Raw genomic sequence first — 18,060 nt, 5'->3', positions numbered from 1 at the left:
CCAACTAAGATTGAGCGCATAAGACGGATTCATCTCATTTTTCTTCGGGATCGTCTCATCATGGACTGGATCAGTGAGATCGTCCGCCTGGCGAAGCCACAGGCCATCCTGGACAAGCGTTGCCTCTTCGCCGGCGCGACGACGATGGACGTGCCCGCGTACGGCACGGGCAAGGCGGCCTTCCATGTGCTGCTCGACGGCGTGTGCACGCTCGAGGTGCCCGGCCGGCACATCGAGTTGACGGCGGGCGACATCGCGCTGCTGCCCGGCGGCCAGGCCCACCGCGTCCGGACGGCCGGCGCGGGCGGCCGAGGCGCCGTCGAGGAGCCGGGCGACGCCTTTTCGATCATGCGCAGCCAGAGCGGCGAGCTCGTCATGGACCTGCTCTGCGGCTATTACACGTTCGGCTCCGGCGCGGGGGGCATGCTGTTCCGGAGTCTGCCCGACCCCCTTCAGGTGTCGTTCGGGCAGGCCGATGAGGCCGATGAGATCGTGCGGGTGCTGAGCACCGTCATGCGGCGGGAAGCGCGCCATGACGGGCTCGGCACCAGGGCGATCCTGTCGTCCCTGTGCAACGCGCTGCTCGCCATGGTGCTGCGGGCATCGCCGAGCCGGTTCGTCGGGGCGCCCGCGTGGACCGCCGCCGATGATCCGCGGCTCCGACTGGTCATCGAAGCGGTGCTGCAAGATCCCGGCGACCACTGGACGGTCGCGCGACTGGCTGAGGTGGCGGCCATGTCGCGGGCCACACTCGCCCGCAACTTCTCGCGGTCCACGGAACTGACGGCGGGCGAGTTCGTCACGCAGATCCGGATGATGATCGCGGCCGAGCGCCTCGTCGAGACCGACCTCACCGTCGCCGCGGTCGCGGCCGGAGTGGGGTACGGCTCGGAATCCGCGTTCAACCGGGCTTTCCGCCAGGCCACTGGTTCCACCCCGGCCCGATTCCGCCGCACCCTCCAGCGCTTGTACTGACGGGCTCGCCGGCGGAGCCGCCTGATCATCGTTCAGCCGGTTCGCTCAGGCAGCAGCGCAGATCCGGTCCCGCGGTGCGACGGCGTGTCCGCACCGGTCCCGCGGTGCGACGGCGTGTCCGTCGGGGAACAGTTCGCCGCTGTCGTCGAAGAGCACCACGCCGTTGCAGAGCAGACTCCAGCCCTGCTCCGGATGGGCGCATACGACACAGGCGGCCGTGTGGTCGGTGGCATTCGCTGCGGGGCATCGAGGCCAGTGCGCGCACATGACGCCCTCCTCTTGCACGAGAACCTGTTACACCACCAACGATCGCCGCACCGGGGCTCACCGTCTACACGGTCAGCACCAGTTCTCCAAGGCAGGCAGGCGGTACCGGAGCCTTCCCGCTACCCGGCACGCCGGAGACAGCGGTCAGATCCACAACCTGACGGCCATGGATCACACGGACCGTCCCGCACGGGAGGGCGGCTGTCCGGCGCCCACGGCTTCACGCGTTCCTGTCTCCACGGATCATGACCAGTTGTAGACCAGGTTCACGGCAAGTGCGGCCACCGCGGTGGCGAGGAATCCGGCCCAATTCACGAGCGTGCGGGAACCCACACGCAGGTGCGCAAGGAGCGCGCCGATGAAATACAGCACGAGGCCGGCGGCAGCGAGTGTCCCCAGCATCGGTACGGCGAACCCGCCCAACAGCCCAAAAGAGCCCGCCGCCAGCAACATGCCCAACACCGGTGCCCACGACCGTGGCAAGCGCTTCATGTCCAACTGAGCCTTTGGAAATTCGTGGCCGATCAGGTAGACGACGGCAGCGCTGCCGTTCAATAGCGAGGCGAAGATGGTGACCGTGACATAAGCGGCGAACATGAGCCCTCCTTCGTGGTTGTCTGCTTCAAGAACTTCCGTTGAGAAAACCGGCCGATGCATCGTTGATCGCTGCGCGTCTTCGGGGGGCGGCGTGAGGTACGACGACTACCTGAGCGTGTGCGAGGCGACGGCGTGCGCGTGGGCATGGCGAGGTCTCCCCTCTCGATCTCAGCGATGTTCGAGCCTTGCGACCCGGTGTCCCAGTAGTCCGACGACACAACTGCTGGGAATGTCAGGCGACGCTCACCTCACAGTTCGGTGCGGTGTCTCGTCGAATGGGTGAGGGCAGATGCGCCCAAGGGAGCCGTCGACACCATGACCAATCCATCCGGGCCAAAGAGACGGCCGGCTCGATCCAGGCCTGAAGGCGATCATGAGCGAGCGGCGTTGCGCTGACGATCGCTCGTGACATCGACGAGGACGACGTGCCCGAGTGGGTGCTCAGGGCCACGCGGACCGCTGCCCGAAAGATAACCTCGGCAAATGGCCGAGGGAGACTTCACGATCACGTTGACGCGGGATCAGGCGTTGGTGCTCTCTGACTGGCTCTACCGCGTGATCGGTACTGCAGAGTTGGACAGCTTGGTTGGCCAGGACCGCGCGGTCTGGTCGCCGCTACACCTGATCGCCGGAGCGCTGGAGACCTCACTGGCGGAGGTTTTCATATCGGACTACGGCAACCGCATGAGTACCGCCCGGGAGAGGCTCTTGGACACCCTTGGCGAGGTGGGTCGACCGGTGGACTAGCCGCGTGGCCGCAACCCCGGTGAACGTTTGTCATCAGCTCTCGGGCAGGGCCCTAACCATGGTCGAGAACCGCGACCAACTCCTCGAGGATTCCGACGAACTCCCCCGCCTGGAGTTCGGCCACAAACACCGTTCCCGCATGCTCGGGATGCTCCGACAGGTGATCCTCACGGCAGAACTCCGACGTGATCACCAACTGGTCACCGTCGCGGAAGAGGAGGGCCAGCACATTGTCCGTGGTGGGCCCCCAGTCGTTGAAGATCCAAAACCGCTCGTAGTCCTCTACGAAGTTGCTGATCCCATCGATGAGCCGTCGATGAGCGGCAGCAGGAGACCCGTCGAAGGGCAGGGGCGAAACCCCGCCGGAACGCACCCTGTCCGCGGTAGCCGCCACAGAAAGACGGAACTGCGCGACGAAGGCCGCATTGTCCTCACAGGTCAGCCATTGACCCGCGACCCACAGATCCACTCGACGCAGTGCCGGACCGTCCCAGTCGCCGACCTCCACACCGAACCTGTGCTTGTCACCCAGAAGTACAGCCATCCGAGCACCGTGGCAGACACATCGCCCTACACACAAACCCTGCTTCGCACGCCTGACGCCAGGATCAGGGAGGGCTCGAGGTCGATTTCGTGGCCGCGGTAAACCTTGATCGCCCATTGGACGTCTCATCGCCGTGCCGAAACACCCGAAGAATGTAATTTCCTGGCGAAAGCCGTTCACCCTTTTCTTAGGCATCGTGCTCGCCGCCATGCTGGTCGTCATCGCCCACCCTGCCTCCGCCGGGGCGCTGACGATTCGGTCGGCCACGCTCACCACCCCAGGATGGAGCACACCGATCGAGGTGAGCGCGGCCTCGGACAGCCCCATCACCAAGATCACGGCGAGGCTGCGGTTGTCCAACAGTGGCGAGCCGTTCGCGACGGTCGAGGACTTCGCACTGGTCAGCGGGACCGTGACCGACGGTGTCTGGCGAACCACCCAGCCGGTGACGCTCAAGATGGGTCTCACCGACATCGGCGTCGAAGTCACCGACGCCTCCGGTGCTACGGTCACCAGGCAGTCGGCCGGCCGCTTCGACCTGCGTGGCACGACGCGGTTCAGCGAGGTCAGCATCTCGCCGTCCACTCTGGACGCCGACCATGACACCGTGACGTACGCGGGGCAGCTGTTGGTCTACGACGGCCTGGTCAGCCGCGAGGTCGGGGTCCCCGGCGCGACGATCTGCCTGAACCTCAACGGTGCCTGCGTCGGCTATGGAACGACCGACTCGGAGGGAAGGTTCTCCAGCCGCGCGCATCTGTACATCAGGGGCTCCGACACGAACATGATCGAGGGCGACGCCTACGCGAGCTATTCGGGTGGCCCGCAGTACTTCAGGGCCGATTCGACGCGGAGCCACCTCAAGGTGCGCACCCAGCAGACCAGGCTGTCCGTCGGGTTCTCCTCCTTGCCGAAGGTCATCGGCACCACCGTCCTGGTCAAGGGCCGGCTCGAGCGCAAGAAGGCCGATGGCCAGTGGACCGGCGCCGCAGGTCAGGACGTGACGATCTACGCCTACGACCCCGACCCCGACAACGGGAAGTGGATTGATTTCGGTAAGGCGCACACGAGATCGGACGGGAGCTACTCCAAGTCGGTGGTCGTACCGCAGGCCGGCCAGTGGTTCGTAGACTTCTCGGCTCCCCCCATCCTGAATCGGGACGGCGTTTACGTCCTGGGCCCCTATGCGTCCAGCAGTGGGGGCTTCAAGGATGTCGTTTACTCCTCCTACCGCACGTCGTTCAGCCGGTTCACCATGTCGCCGAACCCGGCGGGCAAGGGGGCACAGATCACCGCGAATGCCGTCCTGACCCGGCGCACCGCCACGGGAGCGGCGGTTCCGGTGAAGACCGGCTACGTGGATCTGCAGTTCTCCAAGGACAAGAAGCACTGGTCCCCTGCGGGACAGAGCACCCCCGGCGCCAACGGGCAGCTCAAGATCCGCGCGACCGCCGTGTCATCCGGCTACTGGAGGCTGCTCTTCAGAAGCCTCGGCGACGACCGCAATCTCGAATCCGTCAGCGCCATCGCCCACGCGACGGTGAAATACCGGACGGCGATCTCATCGCTCAACGCGAAACCGGAGCCGGTGCACAAGGGTAAGACGATCACGGTGAGCGGCGTCTTGAAGCGCTACACCTCGGCCTGGCACCCCCTCAAGGCCAAGGTGAACATCTACTTCCGGGCGCACGGGTCGAAGACCTGGTCCTACGTGGGCGCTGCCGCCCCCGACATCCACGGCAAGTGGCACAAGGGCTTCAAGGCACGCAAGGACGGCACCTGGATGGCCAAGTACCCGGGCACTTCCGTGTACCTGCCTGCGACGAGCGCCCAGGACTACGTCGACGTGCGCTGAGGCGGATCGACACGACAGCCGGTGTCGAGCCCTCACAGGCCCTCGCCCGCATCCTCCGCCGCCACCCACCAGCGGCGGAGGATACGGCGGGGCCTTTTCGATGCTTGACGCGAAGCAGGGGAAACCCGGCTGCATCTGGGGAACGCCCACGGAGTGCGGGCGTTCCCCAGCAGTCTTCCTTGCTCCATCCCCCGAGATGGCGAAGTGCTCCTGCCGGTGAAGGTGTTGAGGTGCTTGTGGGGTTCGAGGTGCGGTCGGATGTTGCGGTTATTCCGTGGGCCGGCGTGCCTGCCTTACTTCGCGGTCGATCGCCCATGCGTCCGCTACTGGGCCCACGTGCCCGAGCTTGTCGGGGTTGATCACCGAGCGGATCGTCTGGATCTGCCCGTCGAGTACATCGAGCGCTATGGTGTGGAGCACCTTGCCGTCCCGGTCGCGGAAGATCGCGCCCGGCTGGCCGTTGATCTCGTGCGGCTCGAACGTCACGTCGATCCGGGCCATCCGGAGGAAGACGGAGGCAAGCAGCCGGGCTACGTTCTCGGCGCCGATGACGGCCCTGGCCAGCTGCGGGGCCTTGCCGCCGCCGTCGCCGACCAGCGATACGTCGGCGGCGAGCAGTTCCTGCAGGCTGGCGACGTCGCCTTCGCGGAGGGCGCCGAAGAACCGCGACGCCAGTTCCTCCCGCTCTTTGCGGACCGCTTCGAAGCGCGGCCGCCCGGCCTCCATATGCCGCCTCGCCCGCACCAGCAGCTGCCGGCACGCCGCCTCCGACCGCTCCACCGCCGCGGCGACCTCGTCGAACCCGAAGCCGAACACCTCCCGCAGCACAAACACCGCTCGCTCCAGCGGGCTGAGCCGCTCCAGCAGCAGCAGCGCCGCCATCGACACCGAGTCGGCCAGCTCCACCGACCGCGCCGGATCCTGATACGGATCGCTCAGCAGCGGCTCGGGAAACCACGGGCCCACGTACTCCTCCCGCCGCACCCGCGCGGAGCGCAGCACATCGATCGAGATCCGCGTCACCGCGGCGGACAGAAGAGCCTTGGTCGACGTGGGCCGGGTCGCCGAGCCGTCAAAGCGCAGCCATGTCTCCTGCACCGCGTCCTCGGCCTCACTCACACTGCCCAGAATCCGATAGGCGATCGAAAACAGCAGCGGTCGCAGCTCCTCGAACTCTTCGACCTTGCTCACACGGGATCCCCTCCCCTTGAAGCCCTCTCACCCGGCCGTACTCACTGGCGCAGGCATCTTCTGTTGAAGATCCGGGCCACCGGCAGGCCAGAGTAACGCCCCCGAAGCCCGGGGGCCCGGAGCCCGCAGCCGGACCCCGAGCCAGTTGCTGATGCCGTTCAGTGGAACTGCCCAGGTTCGTAGTTGCCGGCCGGCTGCCGGGTGATGATGTTCAGTCGGTTCACCGTGTTCATGAAGGAGATCAGGATCACCAGGGCGGTGAGCTGCTCCCCGTCGTAGTGCTTGGCGGCGTACGCCCACACCTCGTCGCTGACCCCACCGGCCGCATCCGCGACCCGGGTCCCCTCCTCCGCCAACTCCAGCGCGGCACGCTCGGCCTCGGTGAAGACCGTGGCCTCCCGCCACGCCGCGACCATGTTCAGCCGGACCGAGGTCTCGCCGGCAGCGGCGGCCTCTTTGGTGTGCATGTCGATGCAGACCGCGCAGCCGTTGATCTGACTTACGCGAAGCGCTACCAGCTCCTGCGTGGCGGTCGGTAGCGGCGAGTCCTTGAGCGCCTTGCCCGCCGTCATGAAGTACTTGAGGACCTTGCCGGCGGTCGGGTCGGCGAAGTAGTTCAGTCGCGCGTCCATGGTGTGCTCCTCTGTGGTCGTCTGCGGCTACACCCCCTAAGACGAGGTAGTCCGACCCCCAGTGACATGGATGCATGTGACCTGCAGAGAGCAGCGACATCCGGGTGGTCCAAGAGATCCTCGGCCACGCCCGCGTCACCACGACGGAGCGCTACACCCACGTGGCGAGCCTTCAGGTGAAGGACGCGAGCGAGCGCATGGGGGCCGCTCTCCGGGGCGATGAGTGACAACTGCAACCCTGACGCCTTTGAAGATCAGAAAACCCCTTCCCTGATCAACGGGAAAGGGGCTTGATCTGGCGGAGGCTGGGAGATTTGAACTCCCGATGGGCGCAAACCCAAACCGCATTAGCAGCTCGGATCAAGACCGTCCCGATCAGTCCCACCTGGACCAACATCGCTCTGCGGTCGTCCTGGAACGGCCTGGTACGGCGAGGAACTGCAACTAGAACTGCAGCTCGATCCGGGTCCACGAGATGCGCGCTCCCCGCTCAGGTGCGTCCCGTTCGGCTGCGGCTGCGAAGGATGCGGCGTGATGGGCCGGTCCAAGGCTCGCACGTCGAGCGTGATCAACCTGAACAGCAACTCCAGCGCAGCGGCGGCGACGGTTCCTTGATCAGCCGGACACCGGTTGGAACTGATGCGGCATTTTCCAGCCCTCGGCGAGCCTGGAACGATGCACGTTCTGCCCGCCACCGAAGAACTCGCAGAACTTCATGATGAGCGGATCCCACCGCAACGGGTCCACGTAGTGCGTCCCGGGGATGATCAACTCCTCCTCGACATGGACGCGCACCACCCTGACCTGGAAGGCGGTCGCCTCCGTCTCCGGGCCGCCGAACGGATGCGCCTCATCCACCACGCACTCCAACTGGATGGGGCACTCCTTGACGCGCGGCGCCCGCACCAGCTCCGCCGACTGCTCGGTCAGCCCCGCCACCCCGAACTTGTCTCGCTCGTACCGGTAACCCTGCTGCACCCGGTAGTCCGGTATCGCCGCTCTCGCGGTCAGAAGCGCGAGCCGGTCCACGGCGTCGACCATCGAAGAGGAGGCGAGATTCAACACGCACTCACGTTCGCGCAGCAGATTCGCCGCGGTCTGACCGTTGTTGCCGAGACCCAGCATGCAGGAGTCGTCCAACCACCAGGCCGAGGACATCGGCGAGAGGTTCGCCGAGCCGTCCTCGTTCCGGGAGCCGATCAGGACCACCGGGGTCCCGAAATACAGCACTTTCAGCTCAGAGATCTTGTGCATGCCCTCATGTCCTTCGTCCTTCGCCAGACCGCGTCGCATCGCGTCGCGAAGACTCTGCCCGGCCCCTCCGATAGTCGCTGGCAGAAATCGGACACCACGCTTCCGGGAGGAATCCGCCGAGGGCGATCAGCCTGTGACCTGCTTCGACCTCGGAAGGTCGAGGACGGCTGTAATGATCAACCGGATTCCGGTGACGAGTACAGCCAGCCCGAAGATGAACATCTACAACCCCGGGTCATCCTCAAGCAGCAAGTTGCCGAACATCGCCAACAAGACGTAGGCACCGATGGATGCCGCAAAGTCAAGGGCGCGAGCGAGCGCGTGGGGGCCGCCCTCTGGGGCGACGCCCGGCAACTGCAACTAGAACTGCAACTAGAGCGTCTTTGAAGATCAGAAAAGCCCCTTCCCTGATCAACGGGAAAGGGGCTTTGATCTGGCGGAGGCTGGGAGATTTGAACTCCCGATGGGCGCGAACCCAAACCGCATTAGCAGTGCGGCGCCATAGACCTGACTAGGCGAAGCCTCCTGGTTGCCGAGTGGCTCAGGACAGAGTACCGGCGATTGCGTGAGGCGGCAAAGCGGAATCCCACCCGAAGACGGGCTTCGGCCTGTCGCCGGGGATACCGCCACGAGGACGCCCCTCGTTGACCATATGCCCAGATCGGGTGGGATGTGGCAAGCGAGACACGCGACTTTTCCCCAGGACAATGCACAGCCCTCGTCCACAGGCTGTGGACAAGGGCTGGGTCTGTGGAGCGGGGTCGATCAGCCCTGGCGGACGGCTTCGCCCTCGATCTCAATCTTGATCTTCTTGCTCACCAGAACGCCACCGGCCTCCAGGGCCACGTTCCAGGTGAGGCCGAACTCCTCACGGTCGATCTCCGTGACGGCAGAGAAGCCGAAGATCTCCTGGCCGTAGGGGCTCGTGCCCGCGCCGCCGAACTCGACCTTGAGCACGACCTCCCGGGTGACCTCACGGATCGTCAGGTCGCCGATCAGGGTGAACTCGTCGCCGGCGTGGTCCTTCACACTGGTGCTGCGGAAGGTGATCTCGTCGTGCTTGTCGGCCGAGAGGAAGTCGTCGCTCTTCAGGTGCCCGTCACGGTCGGCGACACCGGTGTCGATGCTGCCGCTCTTGAGAACGACCTCGACACTGGAGTCGAGCGGGTTCTCCGCGATCACGATCTTGGAGTCGAAGTCGGCGAAGTGGCCCCGAACCTTGGACACCATCATGTGCTTGGCGACGAAACCCACCCGCGTGTGTGCCTTGTCGAGGGCGAACTCGCCGGCCGTCGGGATCTTGAGGCCTTCCCACTCACGAATGCTCATTGTTGCCCTCCTGGGCCTGGTTTGCTCTGGGATGCTTGCGGCAACAACTTTCTACACGAGGATTATTCCAATCGTCAACTATCGTCGCGTAGACTTTACGCATGGATCCTTTTGACGACCCGCGGCTCACCGCGATGGGCCTGCTGGCCGAGGTCTCAACGGGATTGGCGGCCGAACTCGGCAAGACCTTCTCCGCCGCCGGTCTCTCAGAGGTCGACTTCGAGACACTGATACGCCTGGCCCGATCACCTCAACACAGACTCAGGATGAGCGACCTCGCCGGGCAGACGTCGTTGTCCACAAGCGGGATCACCCGCGTCGTGGACAGGCTCGAACGTGAGGGCCTCGTCCAGCGCAGCCCGTGCAGCACCGACCGGCGCGCCTCTTATGCCGTGCTCACCGAGGAGGGCGTGAACCGCCTCACGGCCCTGGTACCGCAGCACCTTGAGGACATCGACACCTGGTTCACCAGCCTGCTGACCCCTGAGCAGTTGGCGACCTTCCTTGAGACCCTTCGCACCATTCGCGACGTCGTCCGGCCATGCGCCACCGCCGGCGTGGAGCGCGCCCCGACGAGTTGAGCCGCACGACGCCCCTGGGAATGCCACGATCCCTCCGTGGCACCCCCGGGTACCCCCCGCCGGAAGAGCTCTCAGTTCATCGCCTCGCGGCCCACGGGAACCAGGTCGCCGCGGAGCTTGGCCATCCCCCGGGACACCGTGCTCTTCACCGTTCCCACGCTGATCCCCAGAGTCCTGGCGATCTCCATCTCGGTCATGTCCTCGTAGTAGCGCAGGACGATCGCCGTACGCTGCCTGGCGGGCAGACGGTCGAGCGCCTGCTCCAGTTCGTCGAACTGATGCCGCGGATCATGCTGCGTCGGGATGTCGGGCAGATCTTCGGACGGGTACTCCTCCAGCTTTCGCCGCCTCCACCACGAGATGTTGATGTTCACCATCGCCCGGCGCACATAGCTGTCCAGCGAGGACCGATCCTGGATCCGATCCCAGGCGAGATAGGTCTTGGCGAGGGCTGCTTGAAGCAGGTCCTCGGCGTCGCAGGGGTTCCCGGTCAGCTGATGCGCGACCCGCAACAGGGCTGCTCCCCGGGACACCACATACGTATGGAACTCCTCATGGTTCACGATCATGCGATCACCGACCTGGCCTGAGAGGCATCTCGTGCCAGAATGGCAGCCACATTCCAGAATCCGGCTGAACCGGAAACAAGGTTTCGTGCAGTCAAGCGCAAAGATCGCGCAAGCTCGGTGGCGGAGCCCTCGTCCACCCCTGCCGATACGGCGCTCGCCCCGTAGGCACTGATTTGCCCGGACTAGAGCGATACGCCTTCCACCTGGGGTGGGATTATTGCTCCGGAGTCCGCCATCGACGGCCATTCCTCCCCTGTCGGCATTCGCGGCATGTGAGGCTAGAAGGCGTGGGGAGGATCGATGCCGTACCGAACTGTTGATCGCAGACGCGCGCTCGCCGCGGCGGTGCTCGGCCGCGACACCGAGGCGCCGCGACTGACCGCCGACGACGGGATGACGCTGGACGCCGTCAGCGGCGAGATCCTCGACGTCAGCCCGCATCTGATCATCGTCGAGGACGACGACGGCCAGGAGCGGCGGATGGTCATCGCCCCCTGGGCGACCGCGTGGCATGGGACGTCCGTCGCCCCTGCCGACCTGCCGGTCGGGGCGCGGGTGGTCATTCGCGCCTTACGCTCGGGCACGGTGGTCGACCGCATATGGGCGAACATCACCCGGATGACCGGGGTCATCCTCGGCATCACGGGAAAGCGGGACCTCACCGTCGAACTCGACTGCGGCCCGCACCGCGGGCGGCGGTCGGTGGTCGTCCCCTATCGGACGTCGGGGCGGATCCGGGTCCGGCATCCACAACTCGAGGCGGGGTACCTCTTCGACGCCATCGGCCTCATGGACGCCGGTACGGCTCTCGCCCAGATACCCGCGACGTCACAACCTCCCTATCGGGCCAAGGCCGTCCCTCCGCCGCCACCGGCCTTCCGCGGGGTCCAGTCGAAGATCTCCGGCGCCGCCGCGTGGGGGGACTTCACCGAACCGGGCGTGACCTATCCGATGCTGGAGTCGGCGGACGCCGACTGTGAGGACACTGGGCGGTCCTGCGCCGGCCTGCCGTACCTGGCGGTCGGGTCCATGCTGTTCGTCCGCAACGTCTGCGACGGCCGGGCGAACGCGCTGCCGATCATCGGCTGCGGCTGCATCGCCGGACGCTTCTGCGACCGGTGCCTGGAGTGCGGCACCTCACCTCGCGGCAGGCTGGTGGAACTGTCCGCCACGTCGTACGTCGAGCTGGGTGGGGATCTGATCAAAGGCTGCTTCAACGCGCGCGTCGGATTGGGGTGACTCATGCTTTCGACCATCGCGGCAGCGGCCCTGCCGATCCTCATCGCGATGCTGCTGCTGGGTGGCGTCGCGAAGCTCGCCACGGCCGACGGTGACGCCGAGATCGGCGGCCTGGGCCGGCTCGGGCCCGCCGTGCTCGCTCCGCAGCGCTTCCGCAAGGCCGCGATGATCGGCTGCGCGCTGGGCGAGTTGGGCCTGATCGCGGTGCTGCTCCTGCTCCCCGATCAGGCGGTCGCCCGCTGGATGCCGGTCGCGTTCTTCTCCGTCGCCACCTACGTCCTGTGGGACCTGCGCCGCAGGCGGCCCGATGTGGGATGCGGCTGTTTCGGCGAGGTCAGCGCGGCGCCGATCGGGATGCGGTCCATCGGCCGAGCGGCGGTCCTGGCCGCCATGGCGGTCATCGTGGCGATCGAGAGCCCGGGATACGCGGCCCTGTCCGGCTGGTCATGGATGACGACGGCATGGCTGGCCGGGGGCATCGCACTGGTCCTGCTCCTGTCCACGGAGATCGAGGAGACGGTCTCCCGCCTCCGCCATCGCGCTCCCTGTGAGCAGCGTGCCATTCCCGCCAAACGAGCTCTGTCCCGCCTTCAGTCCAGCTCGGCATGGCGGTCGCATGCTCCGATGCTCGTCTCCGACGAACCCGCCGACATGTGGCGGGAGCTCTGCTGGCGGTTCTTCGTCTTCCCTGCGCGAGACGGCGCCGACGTCGTCTTCGCCGTCTATCTGAGCGGACGGCGACCCGCGGTGAAGTCGGCGATCGTCAACGCCGACGGTCGCCCGATCACCCCTCTGCAGGAATCTATGCATGTATCGGCCTGACGCTATACAGGCATAGATTCCCGCATGAAGGGGCCATGCTTAAGCTCTCTACGGCTCTCTAGCTTCCCCTCTAGAAAGCCGTAGAGAGGTCAATGGGAGGGACGGCTACAGCGGCTGGGCACGCAGGAACCTCCCGAAGTGAGGGACCGTGAATCCGATCACGCCGCGTTCCGCGCTGTAGATCAGGCCTTTCTTGATGAGGCTGTCCCGCGCCGGAGACAGGCTGGAAGGCTTGCGGCCCAGCGAGTCGGCGACGTCGGCGGTCGGCACGGGATCATCCCCGAGCTGGGCCATCGCGTGCATGTAGTCGCGCTCGGCAGGGGTGGCCCGTTCGTAACGGCTGCCGAAGAAGCCGACGGCGAGCTCTTCTTCGGCCTCGGGCGCCGATACCTTGATGTCGTCGACGGTGATCGGGCTGCGCGGGGCGAGATCCCAGGCGACCTTGCCGTACGCCTGGACGAAGTAGGGGTAGCCGTCGGCCGCCTCGTAGAGGGCGTCGAGCGCCTCAGGCGTGAACTCGACCTCCTCGCGCTCGGCCGGTGCGATCAGCGCGAGATCGGCGGCGTCCCTGTCGAGCCGGTCAATCCGGGCGTACCGGAAGAGGCGCTCCGAATAGCTCTTGCTGGCCGACAACACGCTCGGCAGGTGAGGCAGCCCGGCCCCGACGACGATCAGCGGACCGCCGGTCTGGGAGAGCTCGTGGCAGGCGGCGCACAGGGCCGAGATGTCGGGCGCCTGCACGTCCTGCATCTCGTCGATGAACAGCGCGATGCCGACGCCGAGATCGGTCGCGACGCCTGCGGCGTCGACGAACAACTCGGTCAGGTCGATCTCCAGATCACCGGAGTCGGCTCGCCCGCGTGACGCTGGGACGTCGATGCCGGGCGACCAGTGGGAGGTGCCCTTAGCCGCCGCGGGGTCGCGCATGGCGAAGGCCTTCAGCACACCCAGGAACTCCTCGATGCGCTCGGGCGCCCGATGGCGGGGGGCGAGCTCTCTGATCGCCATGTGCAGCGACGCGGCGACCGGCCGACGGATCGACTGGTCGGGACGGGCCTCGATCTTGCCCGTGCCCCACAGCCGCTGCATGGCCATCGACTTGAACGTGTTGAGCAGGACGGTCTTGCCGACGCCCCGGAGACCGGTGAGCACCATGCTCCGCTCCGGGCGGCCACGGGCCACCCGCTCCAGCACAACCTCGAACTGCTGCAGCTCGCGGTCGCGCCCGGCGAGCTCCGGAGGGCGCTGACCCGCGCCGGGGGCATAGGGATTGCGCACGGGGTCCACGCTCTCGGACTTTATGACGGGATATAGCGGCCGTCGTAGATTTCCGTAGAAAGCGCTACGGCGTGTCGTCCGCGGGCGGAGCGGAACACACCGGGCGACCGTCGAGGCGTCTGGGACCGTCGGCCCGGGCGAAGGGGCCAGGACGGGTTCGGGAGCCGCGAGAACTGTCATTGCACACCCCTCACCTGCCGAGACGGCGACCGAACCCATGTTCGATCCGATGGCCAGAACTGTAGCGCGCCATCGAACATGTGCGCGAGGTTTTCGCGAGAAAAGCTCCGGCAAAGCCCTCGCGAGACCGTGCCGGACCCGCTCCCAGAACGCCCGAAAGGCGACGGCGACTTGCGCCGCACAGGTACTCTGCGCGTATGTCGTCCACATGGAAGCCCAGGTCAGCGATAGTGACGGTCGCCGTCCTGGGTCTGACCGCCTGTGGCGGGACCCAAGCCGTCACGCCGGCTCCGGCCGCCTTCCAGACGGAGGCGTCGGTCTCACCCTCGCCACCGGCGCCGAGCACCCCCACACCGTCGCCCTCGCCGACGCCGGCGGGGCCGCCGAAGTTCTCGGCGAAGGTCCAGAAGGTCTCCCGCGCCGACGTGCCGCACTCGTGGCATTCGGGTTGCCCGGTGTCTCCGGGCGACCTACGGAAGATCACGATGACGTACTGGGGTTTCGACGGCAAGCCGCACACCGGGCAGTTGGTGGTCAACCAGTCGGCCGCCAAGGACATGATCACGGTCTTCGCCAAGCTGTACGACTACCGCTACCCCATCCGCCGGATGCAACCGGTCGACGTCTACAAGGGAAGCGACAACGACTCGATCGACGCGGACAACACCTCTGCCTTCAACTGCCGCAACGCCACCGGGTCGAGCAGTTGGTCCGAGCACGCCTACGGCCTGGCGGTCGACGTCAACCCCCGGGAGAACCCCTACGTCTACGCCGACGGGTCCAACGCCCACCGCAACGCCGACGCCTTCGTCCGCCGCCCGCTCAAGAAGCCGGGCGTGATCAACCCGGGCGACCGGGTGGTCCGGGCCTTCGCCTCCGTCGGCTGGGGCTGGGGAGGCTCCTGGTCCGGCGACAAGGACTACCAGCACTTCTCCGAGAACGGCCGGTAGGTCCCACGGTCCGCCGGATCCAGGTGGCCCGCCACCTTCGCACCGTGCGCGCACGCACGCGATCAGGTGTGGCGGCCCGGCCGGGTCGACCGTGCGCCTTGACAGGTTTGTACGGTTTCACAAAAGCGCAAATGAGCATGATAAAGATCGCCACTTGCCTTTGCCGTCAAAACTCACATAGGGCGGCAAATCGCCTTAAATGGCATTCATCTTGATCGCCGATCCTCGGCCTCGGACAGGACGGCGGGGTCGCATGTTTCAACAAACCGGCGAATCGGCGACCCCGCGGAAAGATCGGCGATCTCGGTCCACTCCCATCTGAAGATCGAACTTCTTCCCTGAACGACCGCCCGGCGAATGCGGCACGAACGCCGAGCGATCACTGAGCGCCGCCGCCGACACCTTCGCTCCGTTGCCCAGGTGAGACGATCTCTCATGCCGAACGAATCGTTCGTTGACGGCGGACGTGAGACCCTGTCCGAGAGGCCGGAAAAGAACAACGCCCGCTCCTCCAGCTGAAAGGAAGCGGGCGTCTTCTGTACTCTGATATGAAATCTCCCGATTCTCCCAAAATGGGGGAATCGCGAGTCAGGAGTCACACGTTAGTAGAACTGCGGGAACGGACCGGGAAGGATCGCTTACCGGTTCATAACGATCGGCCATCGGGCCCGTCACACTGCGACGCCCGTGCCCCGCGCCCAGATCAACTGCCCCTCCCAGTGCGGCGTGACAGGAGAACGATGTCCGACTGGCTCCACTCAGGTCCCGTATCTCCCATCTGGCCGGTCGATCGCTTCGAAGTGCGCTCCATCCGGCCGAACCCGGGTTTCGGGGCCGCCGACCGCTACGCCTCCGCCACCGCCGCATACGAGGCGGCCATGCGCATGAGGGACTCCGGCCTCGCCACGCAGATCCAGGTGATCCGCATCGAGGACGGGGTCGTGCTCTTCGACCTGACGTCGGGAGTGGAGATGCCGCTGGAGGCCTGGTGATCAGGCGATCCGCGGCCCCCGCTGCGGCAGGATGAGGCCATGACGGCGATGGACGGGGACGGCTGGGCGTTGTGCGACCGCGGGCACCAGCACTGGGGGGTCCACGGAGCGGCCGGGCTCCTCGCCGTCCACCACACGCTGGACGGCATGCCGTACGTCCTGATGCAGAAGCGCTCCTGGTGGAGCCATCACGGCGGGACCTGGGGGCTTCCAGGAGGCGCGCGCGACAGCCACGAGGACGCCGTCGCGGGCGCTCTGCGTGAGGCGCGGGAGGAGGCGGCGCTCACCCCCGATCAAGTCCGGGTCCAGGGCGTCTACGTCGACGACCACGGCGGCTGGTCGTACCACACCGTGATCGCCGGAGCCGCGGGCCTGCTCGAGGCCACCGCCGCCAGTGGCGAGAGCGCCGACATGCGCTGGATCGCGGCCGACGAGGTGGCGGCCAAGCGGCTCCACCCGGGGTTCGCCGACACCTGGCCGAAGATCAGGCCCGCGCTCGGCCCGCTCGTCCTGGTGCTCGACGTCGCCAACATCGTCGGCGCTCGGGCCGAGCACGGCTGGTGGAAGGACCGGGCGGGCGCCGCCAACCGGCTGCTCAACGACATCCTCCCGCTCGTGTCCGGCGGCCTGGGCAGGCAGCCGGAAGACCTGCCGGAACTCACGTTGTGGTTCCCGCGGATCATCGCGGTCCTGGAGGGGGCCGCCGCTCGCGGCGCCGACCCCGTCCCCGACCCCGGCCTCGACGTCGTCGTGGCGCCGGCCAGCGGGGACGACGCGATCGTGGACGTCGTCCGCGACGCCCGGCCGTGGGAGAGGGTCCTCGTCGTCACCGCCGACCGAGGGCTGCGTGAGCGCGTCACCGAACTCGGAGCGCTCGTCACCGGCCCGCGCTGGCTGCTCGGCCAACTCTGACGACGCTCCCACGCTCCCACGCTCTCCGAAGACGCCTTCCGCGCTTCCAGCGCTTCCCCGTTTTCCACCGGGGCGATGTTTTCCACAGGGCGATCCCGGCTGTCGTCGCGGGCTGCCAGGATTGGCGCATGCCCGACCGAGCCGTGGCCGACCGAACGGTCGAGATCCCCCCTGACGCATGGGGCCGCAGGTCCGCCGTCTCCCCCGTGATGCCGTGGGTGTTCGCCCTCGTCGTCGTCCTGCTCCTGTTGGGGCGGTTCGTGCTGACGCCCGTGCTGGCGGCGCCGGCGTTGCAGACCTGGGCGACCGTCTTCGTGGCGATCTGCGTCCAGGCCCTGCCCTTCCTGGTCTTCGGCGTGCTGCTGTCGGCCGCCATCACCGCCTTCGTGCCGCCGTCGTTCTGGACCAGGGCGCTTCCCCGTCACCCGTACGTGGCGGTCCCGATCGCCGGAGCGGCGGGCGCGGTCCTCCCCGGTTGCGAGTGCGCGTCGGTGCCGGTGGCATCCGGTCTGATGGCCCGGGGCGTCACCCCCGCGGCCGCGCTGGCGTTCCTGCTGTCCTCGCCCGCCATCAACCCGGTGGTCGTGGTGGCCACCGCGGTCGCCTTTCCCCAGCAGCCGCTCATGGTCGTCTCCCGGTTCTGCGCCTCGCTCGCCGTCGCGGTGCTGGTCGGCTGGGTCTGGCTCCGGTTCGGCAGGTCCGGCTGGTTACGCATCCCGTCGCGTCCGCCCGCCTCCGGCTCGTCCTGGGCGGCCTTCCGCGACGCGATGCGCCACGATCTCCTCCACGCGGGCGGGTTCCTCGTGGTGGGAGGCCTGACGGCGGCGACGCTCAACGTGGTCGTGCCGCGCACCTGGCTCGCCTCCGTGGCCGGAATCCCCGTGTTGTCGGTGGTCGCGCTGGGCCTGCTCGCGGTTCTGTTGTCCATCTGCTCGGAGGCGGACGCGTTCGTGGCGGCGTCGCTCACCGCCTTCTCTCCCACCGCCAAGCTGGCGTTCCTGGTGGTGGGACCGATGGTGGACCTGAAGCTGATCGCCCTGCAGGCCGGGACGTTCGGGCGCTCGTTCGCGATCCGGTTCGTCCCGCTGACCTTCCTGCTGGGCATCGTGACGAGCATCGCGGTCGGAGAGGTCCTGTTGTGAACCG

The 18,060-nt window shown here is 66.9% G+C and carries 21 protein-coding genes and 1 tRNA gene; 12 read left to right on the top strand and 10 right to left on the bottom strand.

The window, feature by feature from the left end; all coding sequences use genetic code 11:
- Nucleotides 1-60 precede the first annotated feature (60 nt).
- On the top strand, nt 61-975 hold the full coding sequence (locus Psi02_RS04935; RefSeq protein ID WP_203972215.1) for an AraC family transcriptional regulator: 915 nt from the start codon (nt 61-63) through the stop codon (nt 973-975).
- Nucleotides 976-1,020: 45 nt separating this feature from the next.
- Here the strand turns inward: Psi02_RS04935 and Psi02_RS04930 are convergent, their stop codons facing one another.
- Both Psi02_RS04930 and Psi02_RS04925 read right to left on the bottom strand, forming a co-directional pair.
- Entirely contained in the window at nt 1,021-1,242 is a 222-nt protein-coding gene (locus Psi02_RS04930) for a DUF5999 family protein (RefSeq protein ID WP_203972214.1), read from the bottom strand.
- Between the two features lie 243 nt (nt 1,243-1,485).
- Nucleotides 1,486-1,839, bottom strand: coding sequence for a DoxX family protein (locus tag Psi02_RS04925; protein WP_203972213.1), 354 nt, complete (start codon nt 1,837-1,839; stop codon nt 1,486-1,488).
- A 483-nt stretch (nt 1,840-2,322) separates the two neighbouring features.
- Between Psi02_RS04925 and Psi02_RS04920 the strand changes: the two genes are divergently transcribed.
- Nucleotides 2,323-2,586 carry a hypothetical protein gene (locus Psi02_RS04920; protein WP_203972212.1) on the top strand — a complete coding sequence of 88 codons (264 nt, stop codon included), beginning with the start codon at nt 2,323-2,325 and terminating at the stop codon, nt 2,584-2,586.
- 52 nt (nt 2,587-2,638) lie between these two features.
- Here the strand turns inward: Psi02_RS04920 and Psi02_RS04915 are convergent, their stop codons facing one another.
- A complete protein-coding gene (locus Psi02_RS04915; protein WP_203972211.1) occupies nt 2,639-3,130 on the bottom strand; it encodes a hypothetical protein in 492 nt (163 codons plus the stop codon).
- Nucleotides 3,131-3,326: 196 nt separating this feature from the next.
- Here Psi02_RS04915 and Psi02_RS04910 point away from each other — a divergent pair, with 196 nt between their 5' ends.
- Complete coding sequence (locus Psi02_RS04910; RefSeq protein WP_203972210.1) at nt 3,327-4,985, top strand: hypothetical protein; 1,659 nt, start codon at nt 3,327-3,329, stop codon at nt 4,983-4,985.
- 267 nt (nt 4,986-5,252) lie between these two features.
- On the opposite strand, the gene Psi02_RS04905 is transcribed toward Psi02_RS04910, so the two are convergent.
- Both Psi02_RS04905 and Psi02_RS04900 read right to left on the bottom strand, forming a co-directional pair.
- Entirely contained in the window at nt 5,253-6,176 is a 924-nt protein-coding gene (locus Psi02_RS04905) for an RNA polymerase sigma-70 factor (RefSeq protein ID WP_203972209.1), read from the bottom strand.
- 158 nt (nt 6,177-6,334) lie between these two features.
- Nucleotides 6,335-6,808: a carboxymuconolactone decarboxylase family protein gene (locus Psi02_RS04900; RefSeq protein WP_203972208.1), complete on the bottom strand. Its 474-nt coding sequence runs from the start codon at nt 6,806-6,808 to the stop codon at nt 6,335-6,337.
- Between the two features lie 98 nt (nt 6,809-6,906).
- Here Psi02_RS04900 and Psi02_RS04895 point away from each other — a divergent pair, with 98 nt between their 5' ends.
- Complete coding sequence (locus Psi02_RS04895) at nt 6,907-7,035, top strand: hypothetical protein (RefSeq protein ID WP_275415144.1); 129 nt, start codon at nt 6,907-6,909, stop codon at nt 7,033-7,035.
- 388 nt (nt 7,036-7,423) lie between these two features.
- Here Psi02_RS04895 and Psi02_RS04890 read toward each other — a convergent pair whose 3' ends face one another.
- The gene (locus Psi02_RS04890; protein WP_203972206.1) at nt 7,424-8,062 is read right to left on the bottom strand and encodes a flavin reductase family protein; all 639 of its coding nucleotides are present in this window, start codon (nt 8,060-8,062) and stop codon (nt 7,424-7,426) included.
- A 6-nt stretch (nt 8,063-8,068) separates the two neighbouring features.
- On the opposite strand from Psi02_RS04890, the gene Psi02_RS04885 reads away from it, so the two are divergent.
- Nucleotides 8,069-8,449: a hypothetical protein gene (locus tag Psi02_RS04885; protein ID WP_203972205.1), complete on the top strand. Its 381-nt coding sequence runs from the start codon at nt 8,069-8,071 to the stop codon at nt 8,447-8,449.
- A 47-nt stretch (nt 8,450-8,496) separates the two neighbouring features.
- Here the strand turns inward: Psi02_RS04885 and Psi02_RS04880 are convergent.
- Together Psi02_RS04880 and Psi02_RS04875 are read right to left on the bottom strand one after the other, a co-directional pair.
- Nucleotides 8,497-8,588, bottom strand: a tRNA-Ser gene (locus Psi02_RS04880).
- 239 nt (nt 8,589-8,827) lie between these two features.
- Nucleotides 8,828-9,391, bottom strand: a complete 564-nt coding sequence (locus tag Psi02_RS04875) for a YceI family protein (RefSeq protein ID WP_203972204.1) — start codon at nt 9,389-9,391, stop codon at nt 8,828-8,830.
- Between the two features lie 101 nt (nt 9,392-9,492).
- Between Psi02_RS04875 and Psi02_RS04870 the strand changes: the two genes are divergently transcribed.
- Nucleotides 9,493-9,972, top strand: coding sequence for a MarR family winged helix-turn-helix transcriptional regulator (locus Psi02_RS04870; RefSeq protein WP_203972203.1), 480 nt, complete (start codon nt 9,493-9,495; stop codon nt 9,970-9,972).
- A 71-nt stretch (nt 9,973-10,043) separates the two neighbouring features.
- On the opposite strand, the gene Psi02_RS04865 is transcribed toward Psi02_RS04870, so the two are convergent.
- Nucleotides 10,044-10,541, bottom strand: a complete 498-nt coding sequence (locus Psi02_RS04865; RefSeq protein WP_203952503.1) for a SigE family RNA polymerase sigma factor — start codon at nt 10,539-10,541, stop codon at nt 10,044-10,046.
- 300 nt (nt 10,542-10,841) lie between these two features.
- Between Psi02_RS04865 and Psi02_RS04860 the strand changes: the two genes are divergently transcribed.
- A complete protein-coding gene (locus Psi02_RS04860; protein ID WP_203972202.1) occupies nt 10,842-11,780 on the top strand; it encodes a hypothetical protein in 939 nt (312 codons plus the stop codon).
- 3 nt (nt 11,781-11,783) lie between these two features.
- Nucleotides 11,784-12,602 carry a MauE/DoxX family redox-associated membrane protein gene (locus Psi02_RS04855; protein WP_203972201.1) on the top strand — a complete coding sequence of 273 codons (819 nt, stop codon included), beginning with the start codon at nt 11,784-11,786 and terminating at the stop codon, nt 12,600-12,602.
- A gap of 105 nt (nt 12,603-12,707) precedes the next feature.
- Here the strand turns inward: Psi02_RS04855 and Psi02_RS04850 are convergent, their stop codons facing one another.
- The gene (locus Psi02_RS04850; protein WP_203972200.1) at nt 12,708-13,889 is read right to left on the bottom strand and encodes an ATP-binding protein; all 1,182 of its coding nucleotides are present in this window, start codon (nt 13,887-13,889) and stop codon (nt 12,708-12,710) included.
- Nucleotides 13,890-14,257: 368 nt separating this feature from the next.
- On the opposite strand from Psi02_RS04850, the gene Psi02_RS04845 reads away from it, so the two are divergent.
- The 4 genes from Psi02_RS04845 (at nt 14,258) to Psi02_RS04830 (ending at nt 18,056) form a co-directional block, all read left to right on the top strand.
- Nucleotides 14,258-15,010, top strand: coding sequence for a M15 family metallopeptidase (locus Psi02_RS04845; protein WP_203972199.1), 753 nt, complete (start codon nt 14,258-14,260; stop codon nt 15,008-15,010).
- 740 nt (nt 15,011-15,750) lie between these two features.
- Entirely contained in the window at nt 15,751-16,002 is a 252-nt protein-coding gene (locus tag Psi02_RS04840) for a hypothetical protein (RefSeq protein WP_203972198.1), read from the top strand.
- Nucleotides 16,003-16,041: 39 nt separating this feature from the next.
- A complete protein-coding gene (locus tag Psi02_RS04835; protein WP_203972197.1) occupies nt 16,042-16,914 on the top strand; it encodes an NUDIX hydrolase in 873 nt (290 codons plus the stop codon).
- Nucleotides 16,915-17,042: 128 nt separating this feature from the next.
- Complete coding sequence (locus Psi02_RS04830) at nt 17,043-18,056, top strand: permease (protein ID WP_203972196.1); 1,014 nt, start codon at nt 17,043-17,045, stop codon at nt 18,054-18,056.
- The last annotated feature ends 4 nt before the right edge of the window (nt 18,057-18,060 follow it).

The organism is Planotetraspora silvatica (assembly GCF_016863315.1).
Taxonomy (GTDB): Bacteria; Actinomycetota; Actinomycetes; order Streptosporangiales; family Streptosporangiaceae; genus Planotetraspora; species Planotetraspora silvatica.
Note: the sequence above shows the minus strand (reverse complement) of the source record. Positions and strands in the feature narration are given on the sequence as shown.

Excerpts from the sequence above, each read along its gene's own strand:
- Psi02_RS04830 (WP_203972196.1), top strand. The coding sequence starts at position 17,043 with ATGCCCGACCGAGCCGTGGCCGACCGAACGGTCGAGATCCCCCCTGAC.
- Psi02_RS04930 (WP_203972214.1), bottom strand. The coding sequence starts at position 1,242 with ATGTGCGCGCACTGGCCTCGATGCCCCGCAGCGAATGCCACCGACCAC.
- Psi02_RS04840 (WP_203972198.1), top strand. The coding sequence starts at position 15,751 with ATGTCCGACTGGCTCCACTCAGGTCCCGTATCTCCCATCTGGCCGGTC.
- Psi02_RS04900 (WP_203972208.1), bottom strand. The coding sequence starts at position 6,808 with ATGGACGCGCGACTGAACTACTTCGCCGACCCGACCGCCGGCAAGGTC.
- Psi02_RS04925 (WP_203972213.1), bottom strand. The coding sequence starts at position 1,839 with ATGTTCGCCGCTTATGTCACGGTCACCATCTTCGCCTCGCTATTGAAC.
- Psi02_RS04890 (WP_203972206.1), bottom strand. The coding sequence starts at position 8,062 with ATGCACAAGATCTCTGAGCTGAAAGTGCTGTATTTCGGGACCCCGGTG.
- Psi02_RS04870 (WP_203972203.1), top strand. The coding sequence starts at position 9,493 with ATGGATCCTTTTGACGACCCGCGGCTCACCGCGATGGGCCTGCTGGCC.
- Psi02_RS04865 (WP_203952503.1), bottom strand. The coding sequence starts at position 10,541 with ATGATCGTGAACCATGAGGAGTTCCATACGTATGTGGTGTCCCGGGGA.
- Psi02_RS04860 (WP_203972202.1), top strand. The coding sequence starts at position 10,842 with ATGCCGTACCGAACTGTTGATCGCAGACGCGCGCTCGCCGCGGCGGTG.
- Psi02_RS04835 (WP_203972197.1), top strand. The coding sequence starts at position 16,042 with ATGACGGCGATGGACGGGGACGGCTGGGCGTTGTGCGACCGCGGGCAC.
- Psi02_RS04855 (WP_203972201.1), top strand. The coding sequence starts at position 11,784 with ATGCTTTCGACCATCGCGGCAGCGGCCCTGCCGATCCTCATCGCGATG.
- Psi02_RS04845 (WP_203972199.1), top strand. The coding sequence starts at position 14,258 with ATGTCGTCCACATGGAAGCCCAGGTCAGCGATAGTGACGGTCGCCGTC.
- Psi02_RS04885 (WP_203972205.1), top strand. The coding sequence starts at position 8,069 with ATGTCCTTCGTCCTTCGCCAGACCGCGTCGCATCGCGTCGCGAAGACT.
- Psi02_RS04935 (WP_203972215.1), top strand. The coding sequence starts at position 61 with ATGGACTGGATCAGTGAGATCGTCCGCCTGGCGAAGCCACAGGCCATC.
- Psi02_RS04920 (WP_203972212.1), top strand. The coding sequence starts at position 2,323 with ATGGCCGAGGGAGACTTCACGATCACGTTGACGCGGGATCAGGCGTTG.
- Psi02_RS04915 (WP_203972211.1), bottom strand. The coding sequence starts at position 3,130 with ATGGCTGTACTTCTGGGTGACAAGCACAGGTTCGGTGTGGAGGTCGGC.
- Psi02_RS04875 (WP_203972204.1), bottom strand. The coding sequence starts at position 9,391 with ATGAGCATTCGTGAGTGGGAAGGCCTCAAGATCCCGACGGCCGGCGAG.